Annotated in this window: 17 protein-coding genes, 1 other RNA gene and 1 pseudogene; 7 read left to right on the top strand and 12 right to left on the bottom strand. The window is 61.9% G+C overall.

Features of this window, described 5'->3' with window-relative positions:
* Positions 1–390: 390 nt before the first annotated feature.
* Genes AC1RQG_RS06585 through AC1RQG_RS06575 form a run of 3 tightly spaced genes read right to left on the bottom strand, consistent with a single transcriptional unit; the run spans position 391 to position 1,671 of the window.
* Complete coding sequence (locus AC1RQG_RS06585) at positions 391–1,179, bottom strand: hypothetical protein (protein ID WP_493129540.1); 789 nt, start codon at positions 1,177–1,179, stop codon at positions 391–393.
* Positions 1,157–1,393 (bottom strand): hypothetical protein, encoded by a 237-nt coding sequence (locus tag AC1RQG_RS06580; RefSeq protein WP_493129538.1) that lies wholly within the window; start codon positions 1,391–1,393, stop codon positions 1,157–1,159. The genes AC1RQG_RS06585 and AC1RQG_RS06580 overlap by 23 nt, the downstream gene beginning before the upstream one ends.
* The gene (locus tag AC1RQG_RS06575) at positions 1,390–1,671 is read right to left on the bottom strand and encodes a hypothetical protein (protein ID WP_493129536.1); all 282 of its coding nucleotides are present in this window, start codon (positions 1,669–1,671) and stop codon (positions 1,390–1,392) included. The genes AC1RQG_RS06580 and AC1RQG_RS06575 overlap by 4 nt, the downstream gene beginning before the upstream one ends.
* Positions 1,672–1,826: 155 nt before the next feature.
* On the opposite strand from AC1RQG_RS06575, the gene AC1RQG_RS06570 reads away from it, so the two are divergent.
* Entirely contained in the window at positions 1,827–2,486 is a 660-nt protein-coding gene (locus AC1RQG_RS06570) for a recombinase family protein (RefSeq protein WP_493129534.1), read from the top strand.
* Between the two features lie 209 nt (positions 2,487–2,695).
* Positions 2,696–3,082, top strand: a complete 387-nt coding sequence (locus AC1RQG_RS06565; protein ID WP_493129532.1) for a hypothetical protein — start codon at positions 2,696–2,698, stop codon at positions 3,080–3,082.
* A gap of 133 nt (positions 3,083–3,215) precedes the next feature.
* Here the strand turns inward: AC1RQG_RS06565 and AC1RQG_RS06560 are convergent, their stop codons facing one another.
* The 9 genes and pseudogenes from AC1RQG_RS06560 to AC1RQG_RS06520 form a co-directional block, all read right to left on the bottom strand.
* The gene (locus tag AC1RQG_RS06560) at positions 3,216–4,556 is read right to left on the bottom strand and encodes a site-specific integrase (RefSeq protein WP_493130042.1); all 1,341 of its coding nucleotides are present in this window, start codon (positions 4,554–4,556) and stop codon (positions 3,216–3,218) included.
* Between the two features lie 18 nt (positions 4,557–4,574).
* A pseudogene (locus AC1RQG_RS06555) lies at positions 4,575–4,766 on the bottom strand (DUF6538 domain-containing protein); the annotation flags it as partial.
* A gap of 96 nt (positions 4,767–4,862) precedes the next feature.
* Positions 4,863–5,223, bottom strand: a transfer-messenger RNA (tmRNA) gene (gene ssrA / locus AC1RQG_RS06550).
* Positions 5,224–5,275: 52 nt separating this feature from the next.
* Entirely contained in the window at positions 5,276–6,307 is a 1,032-nt protein-coding gene (locus AC1RQG_RS06545) for a hypothetical protein (protein ID WP_493129530.1), read from the bottom strand.
* 142 nt (positions 6,308–6,449) lie between these two features.
* Entirely contained in the window at positions 6,450–7,457 is a 1,008-nt protein-coding gene (locus AC1RQG_RS06540) for a hypothetical protein (protein ID WP_493129528.1), read from the bottom strand.
* Between the two features lie 209 nt (positions 7,458–7,666).
* Positions 7,667–8,368: an HAD family hydrolase gene (locus tag AC1RQG_RS06535; protein WP_493129526.1), complete on the bottom strand. Its 702-nt coding sequence runs from the start codon at positions 8,366–8,368 to the stop codon at positions 7,667–7,669.
* A gap of 34 nt (positions 8,369–8,402) precedes the next feature.
* On the bottom strand, positions 8,403–9,098 hold the full coding sequence (gene ubiG, locus AC1RQG_RS06530; RefSeq protein ID WP_493129524.1) for a bifunctional 2-polyprenyl-6-hydroxyphenol methylase/3-demethylubiquinol 3-O-methyltransferase UbiG: 696 nt from the start codon (positions 9,096–9,098) through the stop codon (positions 8,403–8,405).
* Between the two features lie 113 nt (positions 9,099–9,211).
* Entirely contained in the window at positions 9,212–9,922 is a 711-nt protein-coding gene (gene ompA / locus AC1RQG_RS06525) for an outer membrane protein OmpA (RefSeq protein WP_493129522.1), read from the bottom strand.
* A gap of 49 nt (positions 9,923–9,971) precedes the next feature.
* Entirely contained in the window at positions 9,972–10,283 is a 312-nt protein-coding gene (locus tag AC1RQG_RS06520) for a hypothetical protein (protein WP_493129520.1), read from the bottom strand.
* Positions 10,284–10,408: 125 nt separating this feature from the next.
* Between AC1RQG_RS06520 and gyrA the strand changes: the two genes are divergently transcribed.
* The 5 genes from gyrA (at position 10,409) to AC1RQG_RS06495 (ending at position 17,521) form a co-directional block, all read left to right on the top strand.
* Positions 10,409–13,054 carry a DNA gyrase subunit A gene (gyrA, locus tag AC1RQG_RS06515; protein WP_493129518.1) on the top strand — a complete coding sequence of 882 codons (2,646 nt, stop codon included), beginning with the start codon at positions 10,409–10,411 and terminating at the stop codon, positions 13,052–13,054.
* Positions 13,055–13,229: 175 nt separating this feature from the next.
* The gene (gene serC, locus AC1RQG_RS06510) at positions 13,230–14,339 is read left to right on the top strand and encodes a 3-phosphoserine/phosphohydroxythreonine transaminase (protein ID WP_493129516.1); all 1,110 of its coding nucleotides are present in this window, start codon (positions 13,230–13,232) and stop codon (positions 14,337–14,339) included.
* A gap of 70 nt (positions 14,340–14,409) precedes the next feature.
* A complete protein-coding gene (gene pheA, locus AC1RQG_RS06505; RefSeq protein WP_493129514.1) occupies positions 14,410–15,483 on the top strand; it encodes a prephenate dehydratase in 1,074 nt (357 codons plus the stop codon).
* 21 nt (positions 15,484–15,504) lie between these two features.
* Positions 15,505–16,614, top strand: a complete 1,110-nt coding sequence (gene hisC, locus AC1RQG_RS06500) for a histidinol-phosphate transaminase (RefSeq protein WP_493129512.1) — start codon at positions 15,505–15,507, stop codon at positions 16,612–16,614.
* Positions 16,615–16,618: 4 nt separating this feature from the next.
* Entirely contained in the window at positions 16,619–17,521 is a 903-nt protein-coding gene (locus AC1RQG_RS06495; RefSeq protein WP_493129510.1) for a prephenate dehydrogenase, read from the top strand.
* Positions 17,522–17,531: the final 10 nt, after the last annotated feature.

Raw genomic sequence — 17,531 nt, 5'->3', positions numbered from 1 at the left:
AGGACACCGTAGGGATTTCTGTAACCTTGTGGATACCTTACGGGTAAGAACGGGAGCCGGATCGCCTGATTTGTGATTTTGGGAACGTGTGCGATTGATGGCGTGAACGCCATCAATATGGTGAAATTTGTATAAGGATTGGTCTTGCCGGTTGCCAAAGTAATTAATGAAGGGCATTAGGCATTGATGTCTTTTTTCTAAGATGGCCCACCCTCTCTGGATTGCCGCATCAGCTGGCGGTTTAATGGATTTTGTAATTGGGTGAAGGGGGCACAGTCGTGTGAAAAGTGTGCCCCCTTCCTCACGGGCGAATTGTGCCCCCTTGTTTTCATAGTAGAAATAAGGGGGCACGATTATCAGTCTATCTTTCAGATAGACAGGGCATATGTGTCAGGCACAAAAGTGCTTTCCTGGGCCGAACTTCTGCCATGCCACCTCGACGGCGGCAACCTGCTTTTGGACGGTCTTCCTGGTGATTGCTTCGCCATAGATTTGCTCATAGTAGCGGGCCGTCGCCGTCTCACTCTGATCGGAAAGGAGGTATGTCTTCCAGATGAGGTAACGGCGTCGTGCTATATCGCTTGGTCGATTTTTGCGGGACTTGTCCGGGTATGCCATCGTGTAGCTTGCGATGGCTTCGCGTACATCTTCCGCTTGCTTCAGTTTCCGCTGGCGTGCGATCTGGCCGCTAGTCTTGACGGTCATAAGCTGACGGCGGACGTTGTCGTCCAGGGCAAATCCTTTGGTGTAGTAGGCTGCGCCATAACCGCGTTGGTAGGCGAACGCAAACACTTTCGCGGCCAACTCGTGCCACCTGTCAGAACAGAGGCCGAACAGGGGGCGCCAAGTATCAAATCGCGGCTTGAGCGTAGGATTCCGGCGGGTGAACCAGTAGGTATCAGCTAGCCAAGTTACGAGTGCAAGCTGTGGTGTTTGTTGGCCCTTGGGAAAGCGCAATGCGGGGGGGATGTCTCGCCCGTCTAATGCCTGGTGAATCTCCCATAAGACCAGCGGATCGCTTTCTGTCTCGATTCGGGATATGAGCGCAGGTGTAGTTGACGTGGCGATGGCTTCAGCAGCCCCCTGAAAAGCCCGCCAGAGGGCCACGTTGGCCTCCCTGGCTTGCTTGAGGCTCGTGAGGTTGACGACGTGGCCGTCAGATGCAGAGGGATCGTGCATGGTCGTGAACGCTGCCGCCGCTCTCGCGGTCTTCGCTGCATGGATGGATGACGATCGCTCCGCCAGTAAGGCAGTCGGTAACGATCAAGATGTCTGATTCGTCGCGCACGGCTATATAGGTCTGGTTAGCGCCAGGGCCGTCCTGGATATCCAAAATTTCAGCTTCTGCGATTGTCTGCGCGAATACGTCGTTGTCGATAAAAGTGATGTTCATGCGTCGCTCCCGTAGCGTTTGGTGAGTTGTTCTAGGTCTTGCTTGAGGCTGTGTGGCCCGGGGCTTTTCAGCGCTTCGATTGCGGCCAGACGGTGCATACCTACTGGTGGCACGTTGTCGATGTATTGGTCGAAGTAGAGAAAGTCATCCATCTTGCACAGCACGGCGGTTCGGATCAAAGAACCGATCGAGACCTGGGATTTTTTGGCGATCGCATTGAGGACGTTGTACAGCTCCGGTTCGAGCTGGACGGTGATACGTGGTTTTTCGGTTGCCATATTTATTCCTTAATAAATGAACGAGATTGCATTATAGCATTGTGGTGAACAAATGATGAAATAGTGATGAATATGTGGTGAGGTTTTTCTGGGATGTGGCTATACTGTGTCATAGGTAAACGGTCATATACCTATGACACAGCAAGGGGGGAAATATGAAAAAGGCAATCATCTACCGTCGCGTCAGTACCTCCGAGCAAGGCAAGAGTGGCCTGGGCCTGGACGGCCAATTGGCGACGCTTGAGCGGTTCTGTGCCACCGAGGGGTTTGAGATCGTTGACGGCTTCGTAGACGTCGCCAGCGGCAAGCTGGCCGTGGATGATCGCGCTGGTCTTGCCAGTGCACTTGACGCTGCGCGCCGCCTTGGTTGCCCGGTCATTGTGGCAAAGCTGGACCGCCTGAGCCGTGATGTCGCCTTTATCTCGGGCCTGATGGCTCGCCGGGTGCCGTTCATCGTCGCGGAGCTTGGCGCTGATGTTGACCCGTTCGTGTTGCACCTGTATGCGTCACTGGCGGAGAAGGAGCGTCGCCTCATCTCCGAGCGCACCAAGGCGGCACTGGCGATAAAGAAGGCCTCCGGCGTCATATTGGGCAACCAAACGAATCTGACGGACGCTCAGGCAAAGGGCCGCGCGGCTCGGGAACTCGCTTCTGTCGAATTCTCCAGAAAGATGATAGGTCACTTGGGGAACCTGCGCGAAGGCATGAGCTTGAACGCTATTGCTGCCCACCTGAACCAGATGGGAGTGCCGACGATTCGAGGCGGCAAATGGACAGCGAAGGCTGTAAGCCGGATTCAAGAATGGGCAGCTTGATCCCCAGGCAGCCAGCGTCGGCACCCGCCGACGCCGACGTTACTTTGCTTCTTATCAGTGCTAGCCAACTGTCTTAACCCACCAGCACGCTGCACCTATGGTCGAGCTTGCAAAAAATTAACCTTTGAAAATTTCTTGCAGTTTTTCATCGATACTCATAATATTTCAAATGATTTCACTATTTTTTGTATTTTTTTCAGGAGGTCATTTTGCTAACACCCCAAGAAATAGCTTTGATTCAATCTCGCGTTCAGTGGCTTTGGAATGAACGTGCACGTCGCCAAGATGATCATTATGGTTCAATGCACATCGGCGACTACAATTTGCGGGACACAAACGGTGATGTGATCGGAACGTATGCGGATCGGAATTTTGAAGTCCAAGTTCCGTGGTGGTCGTGGCAAATTAAGCAAGATTTTCAAAAAGCCACTCTTCGTGACGTGTTTATGCAAGCTATCGCGGATGAATTCAACAAATACAGTGGCATTCGCGCCCAATTTATTCCGCACGAACTTGATGATCAGCGAATGGTATCAATCACGACGACGCCAGTGATGGTCGAACAACCTGCGATGTTGTCCTGGCCCAAGAATTGAAAGATGGTTTCGCTTGCATCTTGTCGTTTTACAAAAAATTCCTTATGGAATTTTTATGCCTCCTAAGGAGGCATTTTTTTCGTGTTTAACAACCTGCGCCAGCAGTCATGCTGGCGCTATGCCCCGAATTGGCCTACTTGCGTTTCGACCTGGCAGCAAGAGCATGTTCTAGCGCCGCCAATGAGGGAGTACGCTGCACCAATGCCGCATAGTCAATAACGCCATCGAAGTCCAGCGAAGCGATGGCGCTGTGCTTGTCATGCACGCTGTAGTCGTTCTGGATGTCGCCGTAGTCATCGTGTGTATCCTCCGCTGCGCTGTGGCCGACAACGACCATGCGCAACTCCTTCGCTATTTTTGCTGAGCGCATACGACCGACAGCGCCGTGCCGGAAGCTGTGGAACACCAATTCCGAATCGGTCAGCTTGATTCGGTCGCAGTAGCGGCCGAACTGCTTGGAGGCGGGTTGACCTGGGCCGTCACGACCACCCACCAGATCAGGGAAGAGGCGGCTGTGGCCCGCCGAGGTGAGCGCATCTGCGTAGGCCAGGAGGCCCAAGTCAACAAGGCGCGCATGAACCGGAACAATGCGCCTTCCTGCTTCAGTCTTGATGGTCTTCGCTCTCGCGGCCTCTTCCGGTTCCTCGTCTGGATCAGGGCTGTCCGTCACGTTGAAGCAAGAGACTCCATCGATAACCACAAGATCAGACAAGAGAAGTTGCGCAATTTCGTTGATCCGCATACCCGTGTGCGCCCCGATTAGAGGGAGCCAGAACATGTAGGGGCTGGCCTGGGTGCTTTTCCCGAGCGTCGCAGGATTAAACACCATTCGCAACTCGTCATCGGTGAACGCACGCCGCTTCTTGGTCGACTTCAGCTTCTTACCCACCCTGACGGTGTCCAACAATTGAAACGGCGGCTTGCTGCCCTCACGTCGGAAGGCCCAGGCCAAGAACATGTTGGTCCGTCGTGCGATATTCTTCGCATTTTGCAAACTGATCGGCTCCAGGCCCAGTAGCAACATGTCGTCGATCGACAGGCCGCGCGCTGCAACCACTTTTGTGCTGTTGACAGGCAATTTGACGATTACGTCCTCGAACCTGTTTTGGTCTTTGATTGCTAGGTCGTGGAGCGGCTTGTCGCCGACGATCTTGATGAAGGTATTGATGGCGGCACGGTAGGCCAGCAGCGACTTATCATTGGGTCTTTGATCCCTGGGGAAACTGTCTAAATAGGCGTCCACGTATGCCGACAGCACTTGTGTTGCACCACTTGTGGCGCGCGGCGCACGTGCTGGTGCGCCAGCAGTAGCCAGGGCTTCTACAGCTGACCGAATCGCCTCCGGTGTGTCATGCGGCTCGGTTTGGAGCCTGGCACTCTGAGGGCGCAGGAATTCATCAAAGTTGATTTCAAGGGTCAGGCCGACGTCGATCTCGGCCGGGGCGGTTTGATGCGCTTTGTTCTGATAGGGCATGATGTCCTGTCGCAGCCTCTCGAACCCGCGTTTGAAGGCCGCTGTGAGCGCCTGGGCGACATGCGCCGCATCACGGACGTTGGGTGTTCTAAGACTACGGTAAATTTCGCGAGAGGCGAAATGATGGCGGAGGTCTGGTGGGATTGCAATGCGGAAGTGCAAGATACCTGATCTGCTGCGGTGAAGGTGTGAGGGTAGTTTGATCGCCATTTTTTGCCCGACTTGGGGTGCTGACTTGGGGTTCCAAGCCAAACCGGACAGGCAAAAAAGAAAAGCCGTTGACGAATCAACGGCTTATCGGATTTGTGGTGGAGACGGCGGGAATCGAACCCGCGTCCGCAAGCACTCTACAGACAGTTCTACATACTTAGCGCTGCCAATTAATTTAACCTGTACGGCGCGGACGCGCACGCTACGGACAGGCGAGTCACCTATTATTTAGTGTTTTGCCAAGTGACCCGGCAAGACACGATTCCCTGTAAATGACTCCATGACTTTTGACGGTCCGCCCCAGGGAAGAAGCGTTTAGGAGCTAACAGCCCTTAGGCTGCCAGTGCGTACGAGTTATCGTTTGCAGTTAAGTTTTTTCTGGGTGTATTTACGAGGTAACCAGCCCTCGGTATGCCCTGCGCTGCTTTGCAACCCACGTCGAAACCAGGTCGTCCCCACAGAACTACCATTCTACTCCAATTCCCGGCGCGCCGCACGGCTGCTCATCATCAACTTTTACGCTCGGGCGGCAGCGGCGTCAGCGCGATCTCGCCATTGATCAGATGGCAACGCATGCGGTGGCCGCGCGAAACCGGTGCGTAGTCCGACGCCAGGTCGTAATAGCGGTCGCCCTCGGATTCGGGCGAGGTCAGGTCGATCATGATGTCGTTCACATTGTGCGCCGCTTGCACTTCCACCATGCGCGCGCGCCGCACGGCCAGCTCGTGGTCCTTGCGCCCGCGCATCACGTCGCCTTCGAAATACTTGATCACGGCGCATTCGGCCAGGTCCATCCTGTCCTTCAGCAGCGAGTCGGCTGCCACCGCGTTCTGGTTGGCCGGCAGCAGGGCGGGGTCGCCTTGCGCCGAGTCGATCTCGAAATTGAGCCGCTGCACCAGCAGCAGGGTGTCGCTGTGCTCGCTGTTGTTCTGCTGGATTTTCTGCAGCGCTGTCAGCCGCCCCTTGGCCAGGCGGCCCGAGGTGTCCTTGGTCTGGCCCACGTAATGCACGCGGCTGACGAATTTGAGGCCGTTGTCATGGTGTTGCAGCACGTCGTGGATGGACATGGCCTCCACCAGCCCGCCCCAGTTGAGGATGATGAATCGGTCCTGCACCGTCACCACCGGCTTTTTCATGGTGGCGGCGAACGGGACTTCCAGTTCCAGCGTGACGCTGTCGCGCTTTTGCTCGGCGCCCACCAGCAGCGGCACCGTCAGCTTGAGCGAGAAGAAGCCCCAGCTCGGAGTGCGGTTGGTGTCGAAACGCACCAGCGGGCGGCTCACCACCAGGTACAGCAGCCGCTTTTCCATCGTCGCTTCGAGGTCGAACTGCATGCGGCGCAGGTAGCGGCCCACCGGGTCGCGGATGTCGGGCACGGCCGGGAAGCCGGCCACCAGATCGTACCAGTGGAACTTGGCGTCCGACACGGTGACGTTCCAGTTCTGCACGGCCACCGTGCGCTGCGGCACGTTGGGCAGCAAGTCTTCGTACGGTTCGGGAATATCCTCGATCGGCTCGGGATCCGGATAATCGCTGGTCATGGCGCGGCGCACTCCTGGGCTTGGGAAAAACTAGACCCAGTATAGTACGCCATTTTTCACATTGCCATGAGGCAAGTGAGAATTGGTGGGAATGTGTCGAAATTGAAATTTTCCGTCGCCGCGCCGCCACAGCGGCGGCCGCTCAGGCGGGTGGCGGCAGCGGCAGTTTGGCGACGCTGACGCTGCCATCGTCGAGCTTGCAGCGGAACAGGTGGCGGCGGGCCACGGCCACGTGGTCGGACGCGAGGTAGCGGTAGCTGCCGCCTTCTTCCAGTTCCAGGCTCACTTCCAGTGTCTCCAGGTCCCATGCCTGCTGCACCTCCTGCAGGCGGTTGCGGCGGCGTTCCTTTTCCTCGCCGTAGCGGCCGGCCGGGGTGGGGCCCTCGAAGTAACAGATCAGCGCCGCCTCCACCACGTCCGCGCGGATGCGGGCCAGCGCGGCGGCCGCCTCCGGCAACTGGTTCTCGGGCAGGTCGGCCGGGTCGCCGTCGGGGCTGGTGGCGGTGACCTCGGCTTGCAGCACCAGCAGCAGCGTGTCGCTGTGCTCGCTGTGCTGCTGGCGCAGCCGCTGCACGACGGGCAGCCGGCCCTTGGCCAGCCGGCCTTCCGGGTCCAGGGTCTGGCCCACGTGGATCACCTGGCTCGCTATCTTGCGGTCGTGGACGTATTGCATCAGCAGGTCGTGCACCGACAGCACTTCGATCACGCCGCCCCAGTTCAGGCTGAGGAAGTTCTCGGTCAGGATCACGCTGGGTTTCTTCACGGTGGCGCCGAACGGCGCCTTCAAATCCACGGTCACGCTGTCGCGCGTGGCGTTGGCGCCCGACAGCAGCGGCACCGTCAGTTTCAGCGAGAAGAAGCCCCACTGGGTGGCGCGCGCGGGGTCGTAGCGCATGCGGGGACGGGTCACCACGCAGTACAGCAGCGGCCGCTCGTTGGCCGCCTCCAGGTCGAATTGCATGCGCCGCAGGTAGCGTCCTATCGGTTCGCGGAAGTCCGGCTTGTCGGGGAAGCCGGCCAGCAGGTCGTACCAGTGGAATTTGCCGTCCGTGATGCGCACTTGCCAGCGCTGGGGGCCGCCGCCGGCGATCTGGCCGGCGCTGGGCATGACAGGCTGCGGGGATGGGGCAACCAGATCGGTGTGATGCATGATGCATGCTCCTGAAAGGAAACAGGGTTCGGGTGACTGCTCCTCTTTCCGGTCGGACGCGGGTGTTTGGCGTTGCCTTGTGGAAAAAAATAATTCCGTCAGTCAACTTGAGATTATACGTAGTTCGCTCGTCTATACAAGAAACTTCGCCCACTTAGATTGTGGAGGACTTGCTCGATCGACGCTTGCGCTGGCGCAAGCGTCTTCGTTCAGGCGGCCAGGGCGGGGACGGCGGCCAGCGTCTGGCGCAGCAGGGCCAGCAGGGCGTGCGGGGTGTCGAGCAGGTAGTCGGCCTGCCAGCTTTGCGGTTCCGTGGCGCCGCAGTAACCCCAGCCGCAGGCGATGGTCAGCATGGCGGCCGCCTGGCCGGCCTGGATGTCGCGCAGGTCGTCGCCCACGTACCAGCACTGCTCGGGCGCCAGACCCAGCCGGGCGGCCGCTTCCAGCAGCGGGGCGGGGTGGGGCTTGGCGTGCGGCGTGGTGTCGCCCGAGACGACGCAGCCGGCCTGGCCCAGGCCGATCAGCGGCAGCAGCGGATCCGTGAAGCGGGCCGGTTTGTTGGTGACGATGCCCCATGCCAGTCCGGCCTCGGCGATGCCGTCCAGCAGTTCCCGCACGCCGGGAAACAGCGTGCTGTGCACGGCGATGGCGGCCTCGTAATTGTCGAAAAAGCCTTCGCGCAGCACGGCGAAGCCCTCGTCGTGCGGTTGCAGGCCGAAGGCGGCGCCTATCATGCCGCGCGCGCCGGCCGAGGCCGTGGGGCGCAGCAGTTCGTAGGCGGTCGGCGCCAGGCCCCGCGCGTGGCGCAGCTGGTTGACGGCGGCGGCCAGGTCGGGGGCGGTGTCGGCCAGCGTGCCGTCCAGGTCGAACAGGATGGCGCGCGGGGCGCTGCGGGGGAGGGCCAGGCTCATGGTGGGCGGGAACGGATGATGTGACAAAAGGCGGTTACAGGGGACGGCTGGTGGCCATCAGGTAATTGACGCTGGTGTCGTCGTTGAGCGAATAGATCTTGCTCAGCGGATTGTAGCCCATGCCCTTCAAGCCCTGCACGTCGAGCCCGGCGCTGCGCACGTATTGCGACAGCTCGGCCGGCGTGATGAACTTGGCGTAGTCGTGCGTGCCCTTGGGCAGCATGCGCAGCAGGTATTCGGCGCCGATCACGGCGAACAGGTAGGACTTGGGGTTGCGGTTCAGCGTGGAGAAGAACACGTGGCCGCCCGGTTTGACCAGGCTGGCGGCGGCGCGCACGATGGCGCCCGGATCGGGCACGTGCTCCAGCATCTCCATGCACGTCACCACGTCGTACTGGCCGCCCTCCTGGGCCGCCATGTCCTCGGCCGCGATCAGCTTGTAGCGCACCTGCACGCCCGATTCCAGGCTGTGCAGGTCGGCCACCTTGAGCGCCTTTTCCGACAGGTCGATGCCGGTCACATTGGCGCCTTTGCGGGCCATCGATTCGGCCAGGATGCCGCCGCCGCAGCCGATGTCGATCACGCGCTTGCCCGCCAGCGGGGCGCGCGCGTTGATCCATTCCAGGCGCAGCGGGTTGATTTCGTGCAGGGGACGGAACTCGGACGTTGGGTCCCACCAGCGGTGGGCCAGGTCACTGAATTTTTGCAGTTCTAAAGGATCGGCGTTCATGGGCGGCTTCGTAGGGACAATACCGGGATTTTACAGCATGGACGTAAAAAAACCCCGCCGCGGCGGGGTTCAGGTGGGCGTCCGCGGCGGGCCGCGGACGTCGGGCACGGCAATTACTTGCTGGTGCCAACCACTTCGATTTCCACGCGACGGTTCTTGGCGCGGCCGGCTGCGGTCTTGTTGTCCGCAACAGGTTGCTTCTCGCCCTTGCCTTCGGTGTAGACGCGGTTCGCTTCCACGCCCTTCGAGATGATGTAGGCCTTGACGGCTTCAGCGCGGCGGATCGACAGCTTCTGGTTGTAAGCATCGGTGCCCACGGAGTCGGTGTGGCCGACGGCGATGATCACTTCCAGGTTGATGCTGCCCAGCTTGGAGGTCAGGTCGTCCAGCTTGGCTTTGCCTTCTGGCTTCAGCACGGCCTTGTCGAAGTCGAAGAAGGCGTCAGCGGCGAAGCTCACCTTCTGCGCGGTCGGCACAGGAGCTGGAGCAGGGGCTGGTGCGGGAGCCGGAGCTGGGGCCGGAGCGGCTGGTGCTGGTGCCGGCGGTGCTACGCACTTGCCGTTTTCCAGCTTCTCTGGCTCGACGCAGATCGGCAGGTCGCAACCTGGCACGGCGTCGGCCGGGGTCCAGTAGCCGGTGCGCCAGCACAGGCCGAACGGGTCACGGGCGATCACACCGCGTGCATCCTGGACGTAGGCGCTTTTCGGGGTGGCGGCCTTGATGTCCTGGGTGACAGGCGCGAAAGGTGGGGTGGTTGGGGTCTGGGCGATCGCCGAGCCAGCAAAGACGGCCGACACAGCCAGAATCGACATAAGTTTCTTCATATTTTTCTTCCTTTCGGGGGTGATATCCGCGTAAAAACTGCGCGATGAGTTAATGCGTGGCCCGAATTCTACCACGCGGGGCGCGCGCGCCTGTTTTTCGCTTGTGATTCAAGCAATTGACTTCTCGTCCATTTTGCCACAGCCGGTTTCCGCACGCTTTTTGGCGCAATTCAAACGATTGCCGATTCCGACCAAAATGTTGTTTTGTTGCAACACTGGCAGCAATAATAATTGATGTTTGTGTCATACGCATGACATTTTGTGCTCGATCCTTGCGTTGGTGCAAGAGCGTGCGATCAAGGCGTGCCCACGCCGCGCGCGGGGCGGCGCGGCGGAATTGCGCTGACGGGGTGGCGCGCATGTTAAAATCGTACGCTTGTCCGTTCCTCCAGCGTCCTACCGGACGCGCCCGGGGCGCGGACGGCACGCGCGGTAAAATTGCTTAAAAGATAAGTCAACCATAGTCAAAGATCGAACGACCCGCCAATGGATCAATTCGCAAAAGAAACAATCCCAATTTCCCTCGAAGAAGAGATGCGCAAGAGCTACCTCGATTACGCCATGAGCGTGATCGTCGGCCGCGCCTTGCCGGACGTGCGCGACGGCCTCAAGCCGGTGCACCGCCGGGTCTTGTACGCGATGCACGAAATGAACAACGTGTGGAACCGTCCCTACGTCAAATGCGCCCGCGTGGTGGGCGACACGATGGGTAAGTACCACCCGCACGGCGACGCTTCGATCTACGACACGCTGGTGCGCATGGCGCAGGACTTCTCGATGCGCTACATGCTGGTCGACGGCCAGGGCAACTTCGGTTCGGTCGACGGCGATAGCGCGGCGGCCATGCGTTACACCGAGTGCCGCCTCGACAAGATCGCCGGCGAGATCCTGGCCGACATCGACAAGGATACGGTCGACTTCCAGCCCAACTACGACGGCAAGGAAAAGGAACCGACCGTCCTGCCGACCAAGATTCCCAACCTGCTGATCAACGGTTCGTCCGGCATCGCGGTGGGCATGGCCACCAACATCCCGCCGCACAACCTGACCGAGGTGATCGACGGCGCGCTGCACGTGCTGCGCAACCCGGACTGCACGATCGACGAGCTGATCGAGATCATCCCCGCGCCCGACTTCCCCACCGCCGGCATCATCTACGGCGTGTCGGGCGTGCGCGACGGCTACCGCACGGGCCGCGGCCGCGTCGTCATGCGCGCCAAGACCCACTACGAGGAATACGGCAAGGATGGCGGGCGCACCGCCATCATCGTCGACGAGCTGCCCTACCAGGTCAACAAGAAGTCGCTGCTCGAGCGCATCGCCGAGAACGTGCGCGACAAGAAGCTCGAAGGCATCTCCGACATCCGCGACGAGTCCGACAAGTCGGGCATGCGCGTGGTGATCGAGCTGAAACGCGGCGAAGTGCCGGAAGTGGTGCTCAACAACCTGTACAAGCAGACCCAGTTGCAGGACACCTTCGGCATGAACATGGTGGCCCTGGTGGACGGCCAGCCGCGCCTGCTGAACCTCAAGCAGATGCTGCAGTGCTTCCTGTCGCACCGGCGCGAAGTGGTCACGCGCCGCACCGTGTTCGAGCTGCGCAAGGCGCGCGAGCGCGGTCACGTGCTGGAAGGTCTGGCCGTGGCGCTGGCCAACATCGACGACTTCATCGCCATCATCAAGGCCGCGCCCACGCCGCCGATCGCCAAGAGCGAGCTGATGACGCGCGCCTGGGATTCGTCGCTGGTGCGCGAGATGCTGGCCCGCACGGGCGAGGGCGACACGGTGGGCGGCATCGACGCCTTCCGTCCCGAGCATCTGCCCAAGCATTACGGCATGCAGGCCGACGGCCTGTACAAGCTGTCGGACGAGCAGGCCCAGGAAATCCTGCAGATGCGCCTGCAACGCCTGACCGGTCTGGAGCAGGACAAGATCGTCAACGAATACCGCGACGTGATGGCCGAAATCGCCGACCTGCTCGACATCCTGGCCAAGCCGGCCCGCGTGACCACCATCATCACCGACGAGATGACGCTGGCCAAGAACGAATACGGCGAAGGCAACAAGGATGTGCGCCGCTCGACCATCGAGCACAACGCCACCGACCTCGGCACGGAAGACCTGATCACGCCGCAGGACATGGTGGTGACGTTGTCGCACACCGGCTACATGAAGGCCCAGCCGATCACCGAATACCGCGCCCAGAAGCGCGGCGGTCGCGGCAAGCAGGCCATGGCGACCAAAGAGGAAGACTGGATCGACCAGCTGTTCATCGCCAACACGCACGATTACATCCTGTGCTTCTCCAACCGTGGCCGCATGTACTGGCTCAAGGTGTGGGAAGTGCCGCAAGGCTCGCGCAACTCGCGCGGCAAGCCGATCGTCAACATGTTCCCGCTGGCCGACAACGAGAAGATCACCGTCATCCTGCCGCTGTCGGGCGATAACCGGACCTTCCCGGAAGACCATTACGTGTTCATGTCCACCAGCCTGGGCACCGTGAAGAAGACGCCGCTGAAGGACTTCAGCAACCCGCGCAAGGCCGGCATCATCGCCGTCGACCTGGACGAGGGCGACTTCCTGATCGGCGCCGCGCTGACCGACGGCGCCCACGACGTGATGCTGTTCTCGGACGCCGGCAAGGCTGTGCGCTTCGACGAGAACGACGTGCGTCCGATGGGCCGCAACGCGCGCGGCGTGCGCGGCATGAACCTGGAGGAGGGGCAGACCGTGATCGCGCTGCTGGTGGCCGAGAACGAGGAGCAGTCCGTGCTGACGGCCACCGAGAACGGCTACGGCAAGCGCACCCCGATCACCGAGTACACGCGCCATGGCCGTGGCACCAAGGGCATGATCGCGATCCAGACCTCCGAGCGCAACGGCAAGGTGGTGGCGGCGACCCTGGTCGATTCGTCCGACGAGATCATGCTGATCACCACGGGCGGTGTGCTGATCCGCACCCGCGTGTCGGAGATCCGCGAGATGGGCCGCGCCACCCAGGGCGTGACCCTGATCGCCGTGGAGGACGGCACCCGCCTGTCCGGCCTGCAGCGCGTGGTCGAGACCGACATCGACGAGGTGGAGCTGGAGCCGGGCCCGGACGCCAAGCCGGAGGATGCGCAGCCTGAATAAGGCCGGCAGATGAGTGTGTCCCGGTGCCGGTCTGGCCGGGGCGGACGGGGTCGGTGTTCGTGGCGCGGATTAATGCGACAATAACACCGACCCCGTTTTTGTTTTGTCAATGGCGCGCCGGTTCGCCGCCCGCGCTGTTCTAGTTTTTGCTCTTTTTTGACCCAAGGACCGTAACGTGACTCACATCTACAACTTCTCCGCCGGCCCCGCCGTGCTGCCGAAGGAAGTGCTGGCGCAGGCCGCCGCCGAAATGCTGGACTGGCATGGCAGCGGCATGTCCGTCATGGAGATGAGCCACCGCGGGCCGGAATTCATGTCGATCTACAAGGCGGCCGAGCGCGACCTGCGCGAGCTGCTGGCGGTGCCGGATAACTACAAGATCCTGTTCCTGCAAGGCGGCGGCCTGTCCCAGAACGCCATCGTTCCCATGAACCTGGTCGGCCACAAGCCGCAGCCAGCCACGATCGACTTCGTCCACACCGGCTCGTGGTCAGGCAAATCGATCAAGGAGGCGGCCAAGTACGCCACCGTCAACGTGGCCGCCTCGTCGCAGACCGAGCGCTTCACGCGCGTGCCGCCGCAGTCCGAGTGGAAGCTCACGCCCGGCGCGGCCTACCTGCACATCTGCACCAACGAGACCATCGACGGCGTCGAATTCGACTTCGACCATGGCTCGCCCCAGCCGTTGACGGGCGACTGCGCCGGCACGCTGCTGGTGGCCGACATGTCGTCGCACATCCTGTCGCGCCGGATCGACGTGTCCAAGTACGGCCTGATCTTCGCCGGCGCCCAGAAGAACATCGGCCCGGCCGGCGTGACCATCGTCATCGTGCGCGAAGACCTGCTGGGCAAGGCGCTGCCGATCTGCCCGTCCGCGTTCGACTTCAAGCTGGTGGCCGACAACGAGTCGATGTACAACACGCCGCCCACCTACGGCATCTACATCGCCGGCCTGGTGTTCCAGTGGCTGAAGCAGCAGGGCGGCGTGGCCGAGATGGAACGGCGCGCCAAGGCCAAGGCGGCGCTGCTGTACGGCGCGCTGGACGCCGACGATTTCTATAGCAACCGCGTGGCGCCTGAAAACCGCTCGCGCATGAACGTCCCGTTCTTCCTGAAGGACGAGAGCAAGAATGAAGCTTTCCTGGCCGGCGCAAAAGCGCGCGGCCTGCTGCAACTGAAGGGCCACAAGTCCGTCGGCGGTATGCGCGCATCGATCTACAACGCGATGCCAATCGAGGGTGTGCAAGCCCTGGTCGATTATCTGAACGAGTTCGCGGGCCGCTAAGGGCCAGTGCGCCGGGCCGGCGCACCCCGCATCTCGCACGACTGACAATTATTTGGCACTGATGCAGACCATGACAGACAAACTTAAACCGCTGCGCGAGCAGATCGACGCCATCGACGCGCAGATCCTCGACCTGCTCAACCGCCGCGCCAGGGTGGCGCAGGAAGTGGGCCACGTGAAGGCCGAAACCAAGGCGCCCGTGTTCCGCCCCGAGCGCGAGGCGCAAGTGCTGCGCGGCGTGGCCGAGCGCAATCCCGGCCCCATGGGCAACCATGAGGTGCAGACCATCTTCCGCGAAATCATGTCGGCTTGCCGCGCGCTGGAAAAGCGCGTCACGGTGGCCTTCCTGGGCCCGTCCGGCACCTTCAGCGAGCAGGCCGTGTACCAGCAGTTCGGCAGCGCCGTGGAAGGCTTGCCGTGCGCCTCGATCGACGAGGTGTTCCGCGCCACCGAGGCCGGCACGGCCGATTTCGGCGTGGTGCCGGTCGAGAATTCGTCCGAGGGCGCCATCAACCGCACGCTGGACCTGATGCTGCAAACGAGCCTGATCATCAGCGGTGAAGTGTCGATCGCCGTGCACCACAGCCTGATGACCAAGACCGGCAACATGGATGGCGTGCAGACCATCTGCGCCCATTCGCAGGCCTTGGCCCAGTGCCAGGTGTGGCTGAACCTGAACTACCCCAACATCGAGCGGCGCGCCGTGGCCTCCAACGCGGAGGCGGCGCGCATGGCCAGCGACGACGCCACCATCGCCGCCATCGCCAGCGAAATGGCGGGCGAGCAGTACAAGCTGGGCGTGGTCAAGGGCCACATCCAGGACGATCCGCACAACCGCACCCGCTTCGCGGTGGTCGGCAAGTTGCAGACCAACCCGTCGGGCAAGGACCAGACCTCGATCGTGCTGGCCGTGCCCAACAAGGCCGGCGCCGTGTACCAGTTGCTGGCGCCGCTGGCCAAGCACGGCGTGTCGATGACGCGCTTCGAGTCGCGTCCGGCGCGCGTGGGCACGTGGGAGTATTATTTCTATGTCGATATCGAAGGCCATGTCCACAACGACGCCGTCGCCAAAGCGCTGGCCGAGCTGAAGGACAACGCGGCCTTCTTCAAGGTGCTGGGTTCCTACCCGGTCAGTCTTTCCTAACCCTTACATTTGAAGAGCATTATGTCCAAGAATTACGGTCCAGAATACGTTCGCGCCATCGCTCCCTACCAGGCTGGCAAGCCGATCGCGGAAGTGGCGCGCGAGTTCGGGCTCGACGAGGCCAACATCGTCAAGCTGGCCTCCAACGAGAACCCGTTCGGCGTGCCGGAATCGGCCAAGCAGGCGATGACGGCGGCGGCGATGGAACTGGGCCGTTATCCGGACGCCAATGGCTTCGATCTGAAGGCGGCGCTGTCCAAGCGCTACGACGTGCCGGCCGACTGGATCACGCTGGGCAACGGCAGCAACGACATCCTGGAAATCGCCGCCCACGCCTTCGTCGAGCGCGGCCAGTCGGTCGTTTACTCGCAGTACTCGTTCGCCGTGTACGCGCTGGCCACCCAGGGCGTGGGCGCGCGCCACATCGTGGTGCCGGCCAAGGCCTACGGCCATGACCTGCAGGCGATGCTGGCCGCCATCGAGGACGACACCCGTCTGGTGTTCATCGCCAACCCGAACAACCCGACCGGCACCTTCATCCCGGCCGCCGAGATCGAAGCCTTCCTGGCCAAGGTGCCGGCCCACGTGGTGGTGGTGCTGGACGAGGCCTACAACGAATTCCTGGCGCCTGAAAACCAGTTCGAATCGGCCGAGTGGGTCAAGAAGTATCCCAATCTGCTGGTGTCGCGCACCTTCTCCAAGGCCTACGGCCTGGCCGGCCTGCGGGTCGGTTTCGCCATCGCCCAGCCGGCGCTGACGGACCTGATGAACCGCATCCGCCAGCCATTCAACGTGAACTCGATGGCGCAGGCGGCGGCCATCGCGGCCCTGAACGACAAGGCCTTCCTGGCCCAGAGCGCGGCCAACAACACGGCCGGCTACCAGCAGTTCGTGGAGGCGTTCGAGCAGATGGGCCTGGAGTACGTGCCGTCCTACGGCAACTTCGTGCTGGTCAAGGTGGGCGACGATGCCGGCGCCGGCGCGCGCATCAACCTGGCCTTGCTCAAGCAGGGCGTGATCGTGCGCCCGGTGGGCAACTACGGCCTGCCGCAATGGCTGCGCATCTCGATCGGCCTGCCGCAGGAGAACGCGGTGCTGATCGCGGCGCTGACCAAGGCCCTGGCCGGATGACGCCGTGCTGAACAAGATCGTCATCTTCGGCGTTGGCCTGATCGGCGGCTCGTTCGCGCGCGCGCTCAAGCACGCGGGCGCGGTGCGCACCGTGGTGGGCATGGGGCGCTCGGCCGCCTCGCTGGCGCGCGCGCGCGAGCTGGGCATCATCGACGTGGTGGGCGGCGACATGGCCGAGGCCATGCGCGACGCCGACCTGGTGCTGCTGGCCGCGCCCGTGGCGCAGACGGAAGCCATCCTGGCCGCGCTGGCGCCGCACCTGCAGCCAGGCACCGTGGTGACGGACGCCGGCAGCACCAAAAGCGATGTGGTGGCGGCCGCGCGCCGCGCGCTGGGCGCCAAGGTGGCCCAGTTCGTGCCCGGCCATCCGATCGCCGGGCGCGAGACCAACGGCCCGGACGCGGCCATCGTCGACCTCTACATCGGCAAGAAGACCGTGCTCACGCCGCTGGACGAGAACACCTCCGGCGACGTGGAGCGGGTGGCGGCGGCCTGGCTGGCCTGCGGCGCCATCATCCACCGGCTCACGCCGGAACAACACGACAAGGTGTTCGCCGCCGTCAGCCATCTGCCGCACCTGCTGGCCTATGCGCTGGTGGACGACATCGCCAACAAACCGCATGCGGACCTACTGTTCCAATATGCTGCCAGCGGCTTCCGCGATTTCACAAGGATCGCCGGTTCGTCGCCTGAAATGTGGCGCGACATCAGCCTGGCCAATCAGGCCGCGCTGCTGGTCGAGCTCGACGCCTACATGGCGCAACTGACGGCGCTGCGCGCGCGCCTGGCCGCCGCCGACGGCGCGGCCATCGAGGCGGTGTACGCCAATGCGCAGCGCGCCCGCCGCCAGTGGATAGAAGCGATAGAGACGGCGGAAACGCCGCAACCAAAAGACAGCGCAGAATAGAAGGATAGCG

It is taken from the genome of Rugamonas sp. GW822-FHT03B10 (assembly GCF_058801745.1).
Note: the sequence above shows the minus strand (reverse complement) of the source record. Positions and strands in the feature narration are given on the sequence as shown.